This is a genomic window from Pelotomaculum propionicicum, from assembly GCF_048984525.1.
Lineage (GTDB): Bacteria > Bacillota > Desulfotomaculia > Desulfotomaculales > Pelotomaculaceae > Syntrophopropionicum > Syntrophopropionicum propionicicum_A.
This window is the reverse complement of record NZ_JBMGJC010000004.1, coordinates 162,591-178,039: the sequence shown is the minus strand read 5'-3', so window position 1 is coordinate 178,039 and position 15,449 is coordinate 162,591. Positions and strand designations below refer to the sequence as shown.

General features: G+C 50.1%; 17 protein-coding genes. 1 reads left to right on the top strand and 16 read right to left on the bottom strand.

Going from position 1 to position 15,449, the window contains the following annotated elements; all coding sequences use genetic code 11:
- Window positions 1-232: 232 nt before the first annotated feature.
- From ACOBQJ_RS06095 to ylxM, 10 genes are all read right to left on the bottom strand, one after another.
- The gene (locus ACOBQJ_RS06095) at window positions 233-478 is read right to left on the bottom strand and encodes a twin-arginine translocase TatA/TatE family subunit (RefSeq protein WP_421070839.1); all 246 of its coding nucleotides are present in this window, start codon (window positions 476-478) and stop codon (window positions 233-235) included.
- A 122-nt stretch (window positions 479-600) separates the two neighbouring features.
- Window positions 601-1,455, bottom strand: coding sequence for a ribosome biogenesis GTPase YlqF (gene ylqF / locus ACOBQJ_RS06090; protein ID WP_421070838.1), 855 nt, complete (start codon window positions 1,453-1,455; stop codon window positions 601-603).
- 84 nt (window positions 1,456-1,539) lie between these two features.
- Window positions 1,540-2,076 (bottom strand): signal peptidase I, encoded by a 537-nt coding sequence (gene lepB / locus ACOBQJ_RS06085; protein ID WP_421070837.1) that lies wholly within the window; start codon window positions 2,074-2,076, stop codon window positions 1,540-1,542.
- Window positions 2,077-2,192: 116 nt separating this feature from the next.
- On the bottom strand, window positions 2,193-2,534 hold the full coding sequence (rplS, locus tag ACOBQJ_RS06080; protein ID WP_421070836.1) for a 50S ribosomal protein L19: 342 nt from the start codon (window positions 2,532-2,534) through the stop codon (window positions 2,193-2,195).
- 168 nt (window positions 2,535-2,702) lie between these two features.
- A complete protein-coding gene (trmD, locus tag ACOBQJ_RS06075) occupies window positions 2,703-3,455 on the bottom strand; it encodes a tRNA (guanosine(37)-N1)-methyltransferase TrmD (RefSeq protein ID WP_421070935.1) in 753 nt (250 codons plus the stop codon).
- On the bottom strand, window positions 3,445-3,963 hold the full coding sequence (gene rimM, locus ACOBQJ_RS06070; protein WP_421070835.1) for a ribosome maturation factor RimM: 519 nt from the start codon (window positions 3,961-3,963) through the stop codon (window positions 3,445-3,447). Before rimM ends, trmD begins: the two co-directional genes overlap by 11 nt.
- 4 nt (window positions 3,964-3,967) lie before the next feature.
- Window positions 3,968-4,195 carry a KH domain-containing protein gene (locus ACOBQJ_RS06065; RefSeq protein ID WP_421070934.1) on the bottom strand — a complete coding sequence of 76 codons (228 nt, stop codon included), beginning with the start codon at window positions 4,193-4,195 and terminating at the stop codon, window positions 3,968-3,970.
- 17 nt (window positions 4,196-4,212) lie between these two features.
- A complete protein-coding gene (rpsP, locus tag ACOBQJ_RS06060; RefSeq protein WP_421070834.1) occupies window positions 4,213-4,479 on the bottom strand; it encodes a 30S ribosomal protein S16 in 267 nt (88 codons plus the stop codon).
- A gap of 23 nt (window positions 4,480-4,502) precedes the next feature.
- Entirely contained in the window at window positions 4,503-5,852 is a 1,350-nt protein-coding gene (gene ffh / locus ACOBQJ_RS06055; protein ID WP_421070833.1) for a signal recognition particle protein, read from the bottom strand.
- Between the two features lie 357 nt (window positions 5,853-6,209).
- On the bottom strand, window positions 6,210-6,554 hold the full coding sequence (gene ylxM / locus ACOBQJ_RS06050) for a YlxM family DNA-binding protein (protein ID WP_421070832.1): 345 nt from the start codon (window positions 6,552-6,554) through the stop codon (window positions 6,210-6,212).
- A 234-nt stretch (window positions 6,555-6,788) separates the two neighbouring features.
- On the opposite strand from ylxM, the gene ACOBQJ_RS06045 reads away from it, so the two are divergent.
- A complete protein-coding gene (locus ACOBQJ_RS06045) occupies window positions 6,789-8,213 on the top strand; it encodes an aspartate aminotransferase family protein (RefSeq protein ID WP_421070831.1) in 1,425 nt (474 codons plus the stop codon).
- Here ACOBQJ_RS06045 and ACOBQJ_RS06040 read toward each other — a convergent pair.
- From ACOBQJ_RS06040 to mtnP, 6 genes are all read right to left on the bottom strand, one after another.
- Complete coding sequence (locus tag ACOBQJ_RS06040; protein WP_421070830.1) at window positions 8,203-9,213, bottom strand: GGDEF domain-containing protein; 1,011 nt, start codon at window positions 9,211-9,213, stop codon at window positions 8,203-8,205. The two genes, ACOBQJ_RS06045 and ACOBQJ_RS06040, sit on opposite strands and share 11 nt — an antisense overlap.
- 88 nt (window positions 9,214-9,301) lie before the next feature.
- Window positions 9,302-10,477 carry a class I SAM-dependent rRNA methyltransferase gene (locus ACOBQJ_RS06035; protein WP_421070829.1) on the bottom strand — a complete coding sequence of 392 codons (1,176 nt, stop codon included), beginning with the start codon at window positions 10,475-10,477 and terminating at the stop codon, window positions 9,302-9,304.
- A gap of 97 nt (window positions 10,478-10,574) precedes the next feature.
- Window positions 10,575-11,879 carry an amidohydrolase gene (locus tag ACOBQJ_RS06030; RefSeq protein WP_421070828.1) on the bottom strand — a complete coding sequence of 435 codons (1,305 nt, stop codon included), beginning with the start codon at window positions 11,877-11,879 and terminating at the stop codon, window positions 10,575-10,577.
- Between the two features lie 19 nt (window positions 11,880-11,898).
- Window positions 11,899-13,149: an adenosylhomocysteinase gene (locus tag ACOBQJ_RS06025; RefSeq protein WP_421070827.1), complete on the bottom strand. Its 1,251-nt coding sequence runs from the start codon at window positions 13,147-13,149 to the stop codon at window positions 11,899-11,901.
- A gap of 170 nt (window positions 13,150-13,319) precedes the next feature.
- Complete coding sequence (gene mtnA / locus ACOBQJ_RS06020; RefSeq protein WP_421070933.1) at window positions 13,320-14,363, bottom strand: S-methyl-5-thioribose-1-phosphate isomerase; 1,044 nt, start codon at window positions 14,361-14,363, stop codon at window positions 13,320-13,322.
- 241 nt (window positions 14,364-14,604) lie between these two features.
- The gene (gene mtnP, locus ACOBQJ_RS06015; RefSeq protein ID WP_421070826.1) at window positions 14,605-15,378 is read right to left on the bottom strand and encodes an S-methyl-5'-thioadenosine phosphorylase; all 774 of its coding nucleotides are present in this window, start codon (window positions 15,376-15,378) and stop codon (window positions 14,605-14,607) included.
- Between the last annotated feature and the right edge of the window lie 71 nt (window positions 15,379-15,449).

Sequence of the window (15,449 nt, the reverse complement as noted above, 5' to 3'; positions counted from 1 at the left end):
CCCCATTCCTCTGTCATTGTATGTTTGTTAAGACACGAGTTTTTGTTACCTTAAAATTATGTAAATCTTAATAATCCTGTAAATCTTGTGATATATGTTTAGATCCTTTAATCCTTTAATCCTTTAAATCATTTAATATGTTTACCTGGGAGCTGTTTAATTTTGCGAAAAGACAATAAAAAAGGAGGTTTTAGTACCCCCTTCGTATAATTTCCTAATTCATAACTTTTCTCTAATGAGGTTTTTCCTGGGTAATTTTTGTAACCTGGCTGACCTCCTGGCTGACCACTTCCTTGACCTGCTGAACTTCACTTTTAACTTCCTCAAAATCTGCGAAGCTGGCCGCCGAAGCCCTCCTGAATTCATTCATGGTCTTCCCCAGCGCTTTCCCCATTTCAGGCAGCTTGCTGGGTCCAAAAATGACCAGTGCAATCACTAATATCAAAACTACTTCCGACATCCCCAGGTTGGGAAACATTAATACCACCCCTTGTAGATTTAGTGGCGCAAATAGTGTTTTAATCAAAACCGGTTAAACCACAATATTTAATATTAATCTTCGGGGCTTTTAATAATATTCCTGCAAAGGTTTTCTAAAACTTATCGGCTCTCCGGCGCTTCCAGTGTAAAACGGCCCAGTTTGCCGCTCCGGAACTCTTTTAAAACAACCTGGGCAGCCTTTAAAGTGTCCACATCGCCGCCAGGTTTGAGAAAACCTCTCTTACTCCCTACCGCCCTGAGTATTTCCTCCTGCTCAGCCGGCAGTTCCTCCACCAGTTTATATCGCTCCCGCAAGGCGTGCGGGTAGTTTTCAGCCAGCCATTTCAATAAATTGCCGGCCACAGCGTTAAGATCATAAATATCTTCCTTAATAGCGCCAGTCGCCGCCAGCCTGAATGAAACCGCCGTGTCCTCGAACTTGGGCCAGAGCACGCCTGGCGTGTCCATCAGGTCCAGGCTGCCTGCCACCCGTATCCACTGGCGTCCCCTGGTAACACCCGGCCTGTCTTCAGTCCTGGTGACACTGCGCCCGGCAAGCTTGTTGATAAAAAATGATTTCCCCACGTTTGGGATGCCGACCACCATACAGCGGGCCGGCCTGGAACGCCTGCCGGATGCCGCCAGGGCGGCCATCCTGGCCGCTGTCAGCTGTTGAACCAGTCCCGGAACCAGCCTTATCCCCCTGCCGCTGAGAGAATCCACAGCCGCCGCGGACACACCGGTTTTTAAAAAAAAGCCTTCCCAGAGCCTGGTCAGGACCGGGTCGGCAAGATCAGACTTATTCAAAACGATAAGCCTTGGTTTTCCGCCTGTTATAATATTAATATCCGGGTTCCGGCTGCTCTGCGGTATTCTCGCGTCTAAAACTTCAATTACAACGTCTACCAGTTTGAGGTCCTCTTTAATTTGCCGCCTGGTTTTAGCCATGTGGCCCGGAAACCACTGAATATCCATTTTTCATCTCCAACTCTGCCATATTATTCAATAATAATATTTCGTACAGCATTGGAATTAACGAGGTAAAGCGCACCGTTTAATCTACCTGGCCACGCCAATCCTGCCCGGGGGCCAGTAGATAAAAATTTCTTTCCCGACGATCAGGTTTCTGGACACAAAACCCCAGTCCCTGCTGTCACTGCTGTTGTTGCGGTTGTCCCCCATCATGAAGTAACTCCCTTCGGGTACCGTTACCGGGCCGTAATCCGGAAATCTCAACCCCTGCGGAAGGTAATCTTCAGGCACCAGCTGGCCGTCAATATAGAGTTTGCTGCCCCTGAGGGTTACTGTCTCCCCGCCCACGGCTATAAGTCTCTTCACAAAATACCTGCTGGTATCCTGGGGATACTTGAAAACCACAATATCCCCCCGCTTTGGTTCATTGAAGCGGTAGGTTATTTTGCTGGCAAAAATATAGTCCTGTATCTGCAGCGTAGGCTCCATAGAACCGGAAGGTATGCGGAAATTCTGCATGATGAAAGTATGGATGATGAAAGCCAGCACCGCGGCAACCAGGAGTGATTGCAGGATTTCCATAAAAAACGAATTTTTCTTAGCAGGGTCTTCATTCTGAGCCAATTTTATTACCTCCCGGACTTACCTTCACAGGCACTGTAAAAATGTTGACACAAAAGTTTCACTGCGAAATTCTGGGTTAAAAGCAAAGGGGACTGTATAACCCAGTCCCTCTAAGTTTATCGTTTATCCTGAATACGAGCGGCTTTGCCGCGCAGCCCGCGCAGATAGTAAAGCCTTGCCCGGCGCACCCTGCCTCTTCTCATTACTTCAATACGCTCGATTTTCGGAGTATGCAGGGGGAACGTCCTTTCTACCCCTACCCCGTAGGAAACCCTCCTGACGGTAAAGGTTTCACCCAGACCGCCGCCGCGGCGCCTGATTACAACGCCTTCGAAGACCTGGATCCTTTCCCGGCCGCCTTCAACAACCTTCACGTGAACTCTTACAGTGTCTCCGGGTTTAAATTTAACTATATCTTTCTTGATTTGCTCCTGTTCAAGCGAATGGATGAGGTTCATTTAAGAATCCCTCCTTCCCCATTAATGCATTTAAGGTTAATATAACAAATACGGTAAATCCATGTTTTATACCCAACAGAAGTTATTATAGCACAAACAGTTTTTAGCGGCAACAAATATCCTCCTAAAAAACTGCGGCTGCGCTTTAAAACATGTTGGATCTTTTAGCTAAAGATTTAAACGCTGCAGGTTACACATTAATTTTTTTAGTATGTCCCTGTCTTCATCAGTTAATTCCACTTGTGCCAGCAGTTCAGGCCGGCGTTCCAACGTCCTCAGCAGGGACTGCCGCCTGCGCCATTTCCTAATTTCCTCATGGTGGCCGCTTAAAAGCACATCGGGCACAGCCTGACCGCGGTATTCCCTGGGCCTGGTATACTGCGGGTATTCCAACAGGCCGGTATTGAAAGATTCCTCTTCAACCGACGCGCTCTCTCCAAGCACACCCGGAATGAGCCGTGTTACCGCGTCGACTAGTACCATTGCCGGCAGTTCGCCGCCGGTCAGGACATAGTCCCCTATTGAAATTTCATCAGTCACAAGGCCCTCGCGCACACGTTCGTCCACACCCTCATAATGGCCGCAGATGAGGACCAGGTTTCTTTCCCGGGCCAGTTCCAGTGCTATCGCCTGGCTGAACGGCCTGCCCTGGGGGCACATCAATACTACCCGGGACTGCGCGCCCTCAATTTTTTTGACAACGTCCTCAACAGCGCCGAATATTGCTTCCGGCGCCATCACCATACCCGCGCCGCCGCCATATGGCGTATCGTCTACAGTATGGTGTTTGTTGGTAGAAAAATCACGGATGTTTACCAGGTTAATATCAATTAAGCCGCTGTCCTGCGCTCTTTTAAGGATGCTTGAGGAAAACGGCCCGGCAAACATCTCCGGGAATAGGGTGAGGATATCAATTTTCATCATCAACCAGCCCGTCCGGCAGGTCAACGACCATGCTCCGGCCGGGCAAATCAATCTCCTTTACCACCTGTTTGAGAGCCGGTATTAAAAGAGGCCTGGCGCCGGTTTCGACAATATAGACGTCATTTGCCCCTGTTTGCAGGACATCAGTAATCCTGCCCAGGCTCCCCCTGTTTAGGTCTCTTACGTTAAGGCCTATTATATCAAAGATATAATAGGTGTTTTCCGGGAGGGGATACAGATCTTCACGGGTTATCTCCAGTAATCCCCCTTTAATTTCCTCCGCCGCGTTCATGTCAGGCACTTCTTTGAACTTTATTATGACATATTTTTGACGCGGAGCAGATTCTTCTATGCTCATTACCTTTCTGGAACCTTTTAATGATACATAAACCCGGCTCTTTACTTTAAAACGCTGGGGATAATCAGTAAGCGGCAGTACCCGGACAGCCCCGGTCCTTCCCTGGGTATTTAAGATTTTGCCGACAGCTATATAATCTTCTGACATAGCTTTAAATTATTTCGACTACAACTTTTTTCTTCTGCCGTGCTGCCGCCACTTTGACCACTGATCTGATCGCCTTGGCGATACGCCCCTGCTTGCCAATGACTTTACCCATGTCTTCCGGGGCGACCTGCAGTTCAATCAAAGTTGATTTGTCTTTCTCAATCATATTAACCACAACTTTTTCGGGCTGGTCAACGAGAGCTTTGGCCAGAATTTCCACCAATTCCTTCATCATATAGCCTCCCTATCCTACTGACCCTCTCCCGCGGTTTTTTTCAGCACCCCGGCCTTGTTAAACAAGGCTTTGGCGGTTTCTGAAAGCTTGGCTCCCTTGCTGAGCCAGTCCAGCGCCTTTTCTTCATTGATATTGATCACCACGGGATTTTTTAGTGGATCATAAAACCCTATTTCTTCAATAAACCTTCCGTCTCTCGGGGAGCGTGAATCGGCAACCACTATGCGATAAAACGGGGCTTTTTTCGCACCCATTCTCCTCAAGCGGATTTTAACTGCCACGCGCCCTCACCTCCTTTGTTAAATTAATTTAAGAAAGGGTTTTTCAGCATTTTGCCGCCCTTTTTTAAAGTTTTTTCCATGTCCAGGAACTGCTTCATCATTTTTTTGGTCTGCTCAAACTGCTTCAGCAGGCGGTTGACGTCCTGTACGGTGGTGCCGCTGCCCTGGGCTATTCTCCTTTTCCTGCTGCCGTTAAGGACCCGCTCCGGTTCATTTCGCTCTGCGGGCGTCATGGATTTAATAATAGCCTCGACAAATACAAGTTCTTTTTCATCCAGCTTGACGTCCTTTAACTTCTTGGCGCCCCCTAGGCCGGGGATCATCCCCAGGACCTGTTCAAGAGGGCCAAGTTTTTTAACCTGGTTCAACTGGTCCAGAAAATCGTCCAGAGTAAAATCCATACTGCGGATTTTTTTCTGCATTTTGGCCATTTGTTCGGCGTTAAAGTTCTCCTGGGCTTTCTCTATAAGCGTCAGCATATCGCCCATGCCCAGGATCCGTTCGGCCATCCGTTCAGGGTAAAAGGGCTCAAGGGTGTCAAGTTTTTCGCCCACGCCGATAAACTTAATAGGTTTTCCTGTCACCGAGCGTACCGACAGCGCCGCGCCGCCCCTGGTGTCACCGTCCAGCTTTGTCAGCACAACCCCTTCCAGGCCCAGGCGGCTGTCAAAAGTTTCGGCCACGCTTACCGCCGCCTGGCCGGTCATGGCATCAACCACCAGCAGTATTTCATGCGGTTTGATTGCTTCTTTCATGTTTTCCAGTTCGGCCATCAGATCGTCGTTTACTTCCTGCCGTCCCGCAGTGTCAATTATGACAATGTCCCTGCCGCCTGTGAGGGCGTTGTCGACAGCAGCCCGGCCGATAGCCACAGGGTCTTTTTGGTCCGGCATGGCAAACACGGGTATGTTCAGCTGGCTGCCAAGCACCTCCAACTGTTTAACCGCCGCCGGCCGGTAGACATCAGCCGCCGCCAGCAGGGGGCGCCTGCCCTGCTTCCGCAGCAGGTTGGCCAGCTTCGCGGAAGTGGTGGTTTTGCCCGCGCCGTTTAATCCTACCATCATTATCACTGTGGGCGGTTTGGGAGCCAGGTTGATCCTGCTGCTCTGGCCTCCCATCAGGGCTGTCAGCTCTTCATGGACGATTTTAATCACATGCTGGGCGGGATTCAGACTGGCCAGCAGTTCCTGGCCGACCGCGCGCTCTTTTATCTTTGAAATAAAATCTTTTACTACCTTGAAATTGACATCGGCCTCCAGAAGCGCCAGACGCACCTCCCGCAAGGCCTCGTTCACATCGGATTCGGTAAGGCGTCCTTTCCCTTTTAACTTTCTAAAGGTTTCCTGCAGCCTTTCAGCCAGATTGGCAAACATCGACGTCCACCCCCCAGTTCTAATTCTCTCCCCAAACAAAACAAATTGACAGGATTCACAGGATTATTATGGATTTACAGGATTTATTAATATATCAAAGCCAAAATAAATATATTTTCACAGGATTTACAAGATTATCTAGATTAACAAGATTTAAGATATACATTTATATTTAAAACAAATTCTATTTTGATGTTTAATCCTCTTAATCTTTTTAAATCATGTTAATCATGTGAATTAAACTTAATAATCCCAAATACTTTTACCAAGTATGTAAATCAAAAATTATAAAGCTTAAAGATAATCCTGTTAATCTTTTTTTAATCTTGTTAATCCTGTCAATTTGTTTTTCTCTCATTACATCTCGAGGACTTCTTCTATTATCTTCCTGGCTTGCTGTACCCTGCCGTCGCTTTTTACGGTTTCATATTCTTCCAGCATGGCGGCAGCGGTGGCAAGCTTGTTTCTCTCCGCTGTGGATTTTGTCACCAGTCCAAGCTTTTCTTCGTACTGTGAAAGGACCTGCTCCGCCCTCTTTAAGGTGTCATATACAGCCTGGCGCGTAACGTTAAACTCGCCGGCAATTTCGCCGAGGGACAGGTTCTGGCAGTAATAAAGGTCCATGAAGTCTTTTTGGCGCTCGGTCAGGAGCACGCCATAAAAATCAAAAAGCATGTTCATCCAGGCTACCTTTTCGAGCATCCGCATTCCCCCTCCCTCCCGCATTGCGGCGTTCACACAATGCAGGGCCGGCTTGAGCTCAGCTCTGTAAAGTAAAAGCCGCACCTGACGGTTAAGCTGCAAAGGTCAAAAGCTTTACAGATAGATTTTAAAGTATTGCCATCTCCCTGTCAAGTGAAAGAGAGTTTTTTTCGTACTTGTGAAGGTTATTTAAACCATAAGGAGAAAACCATATATAACGGAGGTGGCATAGAATTGAAAGTTAACAGTTCAGCCAAAGATCAGAAAATTTCAAAACCGGCAGGTTTTATCTCAATTGACAGCGCTGTTAAACAGAACCGGGAACAGGTGGTGGAAAACCATAAAACCTACCTGAACGCGGGACTGGCAATGATGTTGGGACTTTTAAATTTCGACAGGCAGTTTGTACGGGCTGAAGGCATATATGTCTGGGACAGCAAGGGGGACAAGTACCTCGATTTTCTGGGAGCTTACGGCGCCCTGAACACGGGCCACAACCATCCCAGGGTCCTGGAGGCGCTGGACAGGGTAAAAGAGATGCCCAACCTTCTCCAGGCTTCTCTTGGCACGGTTGCAGGCGCCCTGGCCAGGAACCTGGCTTTAATCACGCCAGGTAACCTGCAGCGTTCCTTTATCTGCAACAGCGGGGCGGAAGCGGTGGAAGGCGCCCTTAAAATGGCACGCGCCGCCAGCGGCCGTCAAAAACTGATTTACTGCGAGGGTTCCTTCCATGGTAAGACGCTGGGAGCCCTGGCGGTGACCGGCCGCGGCAAGTACCAGAAAGCTTTTCAGCCATTGGTTCCGGGCTGCACCTCAGTTCCTTACGGCGATCTGGACGCGCTTGAGTATGAGCTGAAAAAAGAAGAAACAGCCGCATTTATACTTGAACCGGTACAGGGCGAGGGAGGTATTATTATCCCGCCTCCGGGCTACCTGCCCGAGGTCAGGCGGCTCTGTTCCAAATATGGAACCCTGCTCATCATTGATGAAATTCAAACCGGACTGGGCCGCACAGGCAAAATGTTCGCCTGCCAGCACGACGATGTGATACCGGACATTATGTGCCTGGCGAAGTCACTGGGCGGCGGAATTATGCCGGCAGGCGCTTATATCACCACGGATGAAATCTGGAAAAAAGCCTATGGTGGCATGGAAAAAGCGCTGCTTCACACCTCCACATTCGGCGGCAATACCTGGGCCGCGGCAGCGGGGATCGCGGCACTGGAAATAATACTTGAGGAAAACCTGCCGGAGAAGGCGCGGGAAACCGGAGAATACCTGCTCAGCGGGCTTACCCGCTTAAAAGAAAAATACCCGCTGGTAAAGGATGTGCGGGGTCGCGGTCTGATGGTGGGTATTGAATTCAACCAGCCCGGCGGCTTGGCGGCAAAGGCTTCCTTCGGACTAGCCACCAAGCTCTCCGAGGAATACCTGGGCAGCCTGGTGGCGGGAGAATTAATGAACAAGCACCGTATCATAACTGCTTATACTTTAAACAATCCCAATGTAATCAGGCTGGAACCGCCGCTGAGCGTAAGCAAGGAACAAATTGACATCGTCCTGCAGGCCCTGGAGGACATATTCGCCACTCATAAAGGATTCTTCAGCGCCGCCAAAGCGGGGGCGAAATCAATAATTAAGTCCTTTATTAAGAAGTAACAGCAGCTCTTTCTTCAATGTACACCGGGCTGATACAGTTGCGGCCGGATGACTTTGCCTTGTACAACTCCGCGTCAGCCCGCGCCAGCAGCTGTTCAAGCAGGGTGCTCGGGTAGGCCTCGGTTTTTCCGTCGTATGTGGCAACGCCCAGGCTGATTGTTAATTTCAAAAAACCGTAAGTTGTTTCGAAAGGCCATTTGCTGACAGTCTCCCGCAGCCTCTCAGCCAGGACCAGGGCCTCATGGTGCGCCGTAAGGGGAGCGATAACAATGAACTCCTCACCGCCATAGCGCCCCAGTAAATCCGAGGTCCTCATACTGGAAGACAGGACCTGCACAACCTCTTTCAAAACCTCGTCACCAACCTGGTGGCCGTGTGTGTCGTTAATTTCTTTAAAATGGTCGATATCTATCATAGTAATAGACAGGGGCAGGCCGTGTCTTATTGATATAGCCAGCTCCTGCTCTATTTCACGCATAATATAGCGTCTGTTATAGGCGCCGGTAAGCTGATCGGTAATGGCTATCAACTCGAGACGGGCGTTAGCTTCAGCCAGTTCCTCATTTTGCGCGGCAATTTCCTGTTTCTGCGCCTCCAGGAGCGATATCTGTTTGAGCAGGACTTCCCTCTGTTCCTTTAACTTTGTGGACATCCTGTTAAAGCTCTGGGCCAGGATATTAATTTCATGATTAGAACTCAGGTCTAAGGTAAACCCATAGTTACCCCTGGAAATTTCATCTGCGCCTTCCGCCAGTACCTCCAGGGGATATGAAATTTTACGGGCGGCCAGTATAACCACAGGCAGAAAAAAGATCATCACCAGAATCGCGGCGACGGCTATAATCCAGGTAATTGAACCGGCGTCTGCGCTTACTTTGTTCAATAGGTAGTATCCTGCCGCGCTGGTTACAATGATCAGAGCAAAAGCCAGAATTATAAAGCCGGCCAGCAGTGAATTTCTTATTTTTCCCCGCAAAAACAGATCAAGAAATTTTTTCATAGCATATAAAATATTTCGTGTAAATCAAAAATTTCCTTCTAGTTTTTCACATTATTTAAAAATTCCATGGCTGCATAAATAATAATTATTACCAGACCTGGAAAAATACGCATTTCAGATAATGCGTTTCAGCTGAGGCCAGGAGCATCGGGTGGTCTCTGGACTGCCGCCGGAGCTCAACAAGGCGGAGCTGCCGGCCGGCATCCTGCGCCGCATCCGTGATTACCTCCAAAAAACGGCTTTCACCCATGTGGTAAGAGCAGGTGCAGGTTACCAGGAAACCTCCCGGCGGCAGCAGTTTCATAGCCCGCAGGTTGATCTCCTTGTAGCCGCGCGCGGCTCCCTCCAGGGCACGCCTGGATTTGGTGAAAGCAGGCGGGTCAAGGACGATTAAATCGTACTTTTCCTTGTTCCTTTCCAGTGCCCTCAGCTCATCAAAGGCGTTGCCTTCCCTGAAGGAGCAGACCCCGCCAAAATCGTTTTTGGAGGCGTTTTTCTCAGCCAGGGCCAGCGCCGGCGCGGCAATGTCAATCCCGTTGACCTCCCTGGCGCCGTAACTGGCGGCGTAAATGCTGAAAGTACCGGTGTGACAGAAACAGTCAAGAACCCTGGCGCCCTCCGCTATACCCCGCAGGGCCATCCGGTTTTCTCTCTGGTCAAGGAAATAGCCGGTTTTTTGACCTCCTGCCAGATCGACCAGGAACACCATCCCGTTTTCATTTATTTCAATAAGCGGATTAAAAGGGCCTTTTAAGAACCCGGTTTGAAGCGGCAGCCCCTCCAGTTCTCTCACCGCAACGTCATTCCGCTCGTAAATTCCGGCCGGTCTTAGCAGATCGTCAAGGATAGCTGTAATCTCGCCCTTGTATTTATCGATTCCCAGGGCCAGGGTTTGCAGCGACAGGTAGTCGCCAAACTTATCCACTATCAGCGCCGGCAAAAAATCAGCCTCCCCAAAAATTAACCTGTATGAGTCGGTGCCGCTGACAACTCTGCGGCGGTAGTCCAGCGCCGCCCTGATCCGGTTCGCAAAGAAAGCCCGGTTTATTTCTTCAGTGCGGTCTCTGGTCAATATGCGCACAAGGATTTGAGAGGCGGGATTGATATAGCCCCGCCCCAGGAATTTGCCTTTGGGGTCAATTACTTCGACAATATCGCCCGGCTCAAAATGACCTGTAATGTCCTCCACTTCCGTACTGTAAACCCAGGGGTGTCCGAAGGACACCCTGTGACGCATGTTTCCCGCCAGTTTTACAACCGCCATTTAGTCACACTCCAAAAGTAAACAATTTGACAGCATTAACAGGGTAATTATTTAATCTTGTTAATCTTTAAAATCTTGTAAATCTTGTGATATGATTTTAATTCTTCTTCCCAACCAACCGGTCCGCGCATTTTTGCGCCTGCGCCATTACCTCATCCTCGTCCATGGACAGCACTTTCCTGCCCTCCATCACGACCTCGCCATTGATAATGACAGTGTCGACATCGGAGGACTGGGCGGCGTAAACCAGGTTGGCGATTAGGTCATGCCGGGGATAGAGGTGCGGGCGGCGCATGTCCACCAGAATTATATCAGCCAACATGCCTTTTTGTATCAGCCCCAGACCGGCCAGGCCCAGGGCAGCAGCCCCGTTATGGGTGGCCATTTTCAGTGTTTCAAAAGCCGGCAGGACCATAGCATCCCCGGTCGCAACCTTCTGCAGGAGAGCGGCGGTGCGCATTTCTTCCATCATATCGAGGTTGTTGTTGCTGGCCGCTCCATCTGTGCCCAGAGCCACGTGAGCGCCGGCTTTGATCAGTCCGGCTACAGGCGGGATCCCGCTGGCCAGCTTCATATTGCTCTCAGGGCAGTGGGCCACAGCAACCCTTTTCCGGGCCAGTATTTCAATTTCCTCCTGATCAATGTGGACACAGTGCGCGGCGAGCACAGGACCTTCGAAAATTCCCAGCGAGTCGAGGTGGCGTACCGGCGTTGTGCCGTACTCCTCTTTTACTCTTTCTGACTCATCAGCTGTCTCGGCCACGTGGATGTGTATGCCAACGCCGTATGTGGCCGCCAGTTCGGCGACCAGCGACAGGTATTCGGGATGGCAGGTATATGCGGCGTGAGGTCCAAACATGGCGGTAATCCTGCCTCTAGCCGCGCCATGCCACTTCTCTATGAACTGAATACTTTCATCCACCGCCATTTCCGCGTACGGGCCTAAACCGATCATGCCCCGCGACAGGCAGGCTCTTATGCCGCTCTCGGCAACAGCGCGGGCTATCTGTTCCATTTGAAAATACATGTCGGCAAAAGTTGTTGTGCCGGATTTAATCATTTCCAGGCAGCAAAGCTTGGCGCCCCAGTAGAAATCCTCATTCTGAAGTTTTTCTTCCAGCGGCCATATTTTTTCATTCAGCCATTTCATGAGTGGCAGGTCGTCGGCGTAACTCCGCAGCAGAGTCATGGAAGAGTGGGTGTGACAATTGACAAAACCCGGCATGGCTACCATTCCAGTGCCGTCAATAACCTTCTCCGCTTTAAAATTCTCCGGCGCCGAACCTCTCTTGCCGACTGATATGATCCTGTCAGTCCCAATGGCGATCTCACCGTCGTTAATAATACTATCGTGCCCTTCCATGGTTAACACGGTGGCACCCTGGATTAAAATTTCGCCCATTAATTATCCCTCCGTATTTTTATTCGTGCCATTCGTTTAAATAGGCTTCCTGTTCTTCATTAAGGCTGTCTATATCTATACCAAGTGACTGCAGTTTAATTGACGCCACCCGGTGGTCTATTTCCTCCGGCACACAGTATAGTTTTTTTGCCAGAGAGCCTGCGTTTTCTTTAATATACCTGGCCGAGAGCGCCTGGATACCGAAAGACATATCCATAATTTCCGCCGGGTGACCGTCCCCAGCCGCGAGGTTGACAAGACGGCCTTCAGCAAGCAGGTAAATTTTCCTCCCTCCCGGAAGGTCAAATTGTCCAATGTTATGGCGGGCCTGGCGGCTGCGCTCCGCCATTGCGTCCAAGTGCGCCTTGTTGATTTCCACGTCGAAATGCCCTGCGTTGGCCAATATCGCGCCGTCCTTCATCCTGGCAAAGTGACGCCTGTCCAGCGCGTCACGGCAGCCCGTGACAGTAATGAAGAAGTCCCCCGCGGAGGCGGCTTCCTCGCTGCCCATTACCTGGTAACCATCCATCAGTGCCTCTATGGCCCGGACCGGGTCAATTTCACAGACTATGACACGCGCCCCCAGCCCCCTGGCCCGCATGGCGACTCCTTTGCCACACCAGCCATAGCCGAGCACAACCACGTTCTTTCCGGCCACCACAAGGTTGGTGGTGCGCATAATCCCTGACCAAACTGATTCTCCTGTACCATAACGGTTATCAAAAAGAAACTTGCAAAAAGCATTATTTACCGCCATCATCGGAAACAGCAGCTTACCTTCCCGCTCCAGGTTCTCCAGGCGGCGCACGCCGGTGGTCGTTTCCTCGCAGCCGCCGATTATTTCCGGCGACTGGTCCACCCGAACAGTATGAAGCAGGTTTACCAGGTCTCCTCCGTCATCTATTATGATCTGCGGGCGGCAGTCAAGCACGGACAGAAGGTGCTCCCGGTATTCCGCGTCCGTGGCGTTGTACCAGGCAAATACTTTTATGCCAGCCGCGGCAAGGCCTGCGGCCACATCATCCTGGGTTGACAGCGGGTTGGAACCGGTAACAGCAACCTCCGCCCCGCCGGCCCTGATTACCTCGGCCAGGTAAGCCGTTTTAGCCTCCAGGTGGATTGAAAGCGCCACCCGCACGCCCTTAAACGGGAGATCCCTTTCAAACTCCTCCCTGATTGCGTTAAGTACCGGCATATGTGCTCGTACCCAGTCGATCTTCAACCTTCCACCCGGCGCCAGGTTTATATCTCTAACAATATAATCAGGCATTTATGCTGGCCTCCTTATATTTTTAAACATTGCACAGGATTAACAAGATTAAAAGAAGATTGACTGGATTAAACACAAAACAAAATTTATATTTATTTTTTAAATCCTGTTAATCCTTATAATCTTGTAAATCCTGTGAAAATATTTTTGGTTTTAAAAATAAATCCTTGTTAATCCTGTAATATTATTTTCTTTAAGTTTTCGCTGTAAGGCGGGCGGGCTACCCCGCGGTCGGTTATGATGGCGGTAACCAGGCTGTGAGGGGTCACGTCGAAAGCAGGGTTCCAGACCTTTACTCCGGCCGGGGCCAGCAGGCGCCCGCCGTGGTGGGTAACCTCGGAGTGATCCCGCTCCTCTATGGGAATTTCATCACCTGAATCCAGGCTTAAGTCAACAGTGGATACAGGGGCTGCCACGTAAAAAGGGATATTGTGGGCTTTGGCCATAACTGCCAGGCCGTATGTCCCTATTTTATTGGCCACATCGCCGTTGGCCGTTATACGGTCGGCGCCGACGATAACCAGGTCAACCATACCTTTTGCCATCAAGAAACCGGCCATATTATCGGTAATAAGCGTAACCGGTATGTCTTCACGCAGCAGTTCCAGCGCTGTCAGCCTGGCGCCCTGCAAAAGAGGCCTGGTTTCATCGGCGTAAACGCTTACTTTTTTACCGGCGTCACGGGCTGCCCTGATTACTCCCAGCGCGGTGCCGTAACCGGCAGTGGCCAGCGCGCCCGCGTTGCAGTGCGTCAGTACCCTGCCCTCCCGCGGGATGAACACCTGCCCGTATTCTCCTATCCTGCGGTTGCCAGAGACGTCCTCGTGAAAGATGGTATGGGCTTCTGCCAGCATTATATCTCTCAATGCTTCGGGGTCATTTGTTATGGCAGCGCGGGCCTTCCGGAGAAGCCGGGTTAACGCCCAGCTTAAATTCACCGCCGTTGGCCGGGTGGCGGCAAGTTCGCGGGCCGCATCCTCAACCCGGGCCAGAAATTCTTCTTTTGAACCGGGCCTGCCCTTATAAGCCGCCAGGACCAGACCATAAGCGGCGGCGGCGCCGATGGCGGGCGCGCCCCTCACGGCCAGACATTTAATGGCGGACGCGACGTCACGGTAATCGGAACATCTGATATAGGTTATTTCCGCGGGCAGTTTTGTCTGGTCCAGCAGTTCCAGACACTCTTCACCCGTCAGCCAGCGTAGAGTATCCAACATGCGCACTTCTACTCCCATAAAATTTTCACATGATTTACAAGATTTTCAGGATTAACAAGATTATTAAACAGAATAATAAGCTGAGTACTTATTTATTAAAACATTTATTTATTGGCAACGGGATAAACCATATTTAGGATTTGATGATTTCTTAATGCAAAAACACTAATTTAATAATTAAAAATATTTATTTAATCTTGTTAATCTATCTAATCCTGTTAATCTTGTGATATTTTTTTTAAGCAATATTGTGACAGGCGCAGGCACGGTCGATATCAACCCGGGCGATAGCCTGCATCAAGAGTTTCCTCATGTTTTCACCATTCTGGATCATGGTGTCGACAACTTCCTGGTGTAAGAGCCTGACAGGAGATATGCCCGCGGCAAAATTGGTTACCATGGCTATCGTGGCATAGCAAATTTCCGCTTCTCTGGCCAGAGGCGCCTCGGGGACGCCGGTCATGCCGACCAGATCGCCGCCCATCATGCGGTACATCTTAATTTCTGCCGCGGTTTCAAACCGCGGCCCTTCAGTGCACACATAGACGCCGCCATTGTGATATGTCAACCCCTGGCTTTGAGCGGCCAGCGACAGGACTTCCCTGAGTTCAGGGCAGTACGGGTCGGTCATATCAGTGTGTACCACGCCGGCGCTGCCCCCGTCAAAAAAAGTCTGCTGCCGGAACTTTGTAAAGTCCAGGAACTGGTCAACAAAAATAAGGTGGCCGGGCTGCATAAGGGGGTTCAGCGAGCCTACCGCCGCCGTGGCTAAAATATTCTTGACCCCAAGCCTTTTCAGCGCGTCAATATTGGCGCGGTAGTTCACCATATTGGGAGGGATTGAGTGCCCTTCGCCGTGGCGGTTCATAAAAGCCACCATTATACCCTGGTGTTTACCTATTTTAAGCTCAACGTCCCCGTAAGGTGTCGAAACCTTCTCGTCCCTGATATCATTCAAAATATCCGGATCATACACACCGGTGCCTCCGATAACGGCTATTTTAATTTCCATCTTTATGCCCCCTGTTTTGCAAAATATTTTACCAGATAAATCCTAGTATTCTACTCGTCCGATTCTCAATC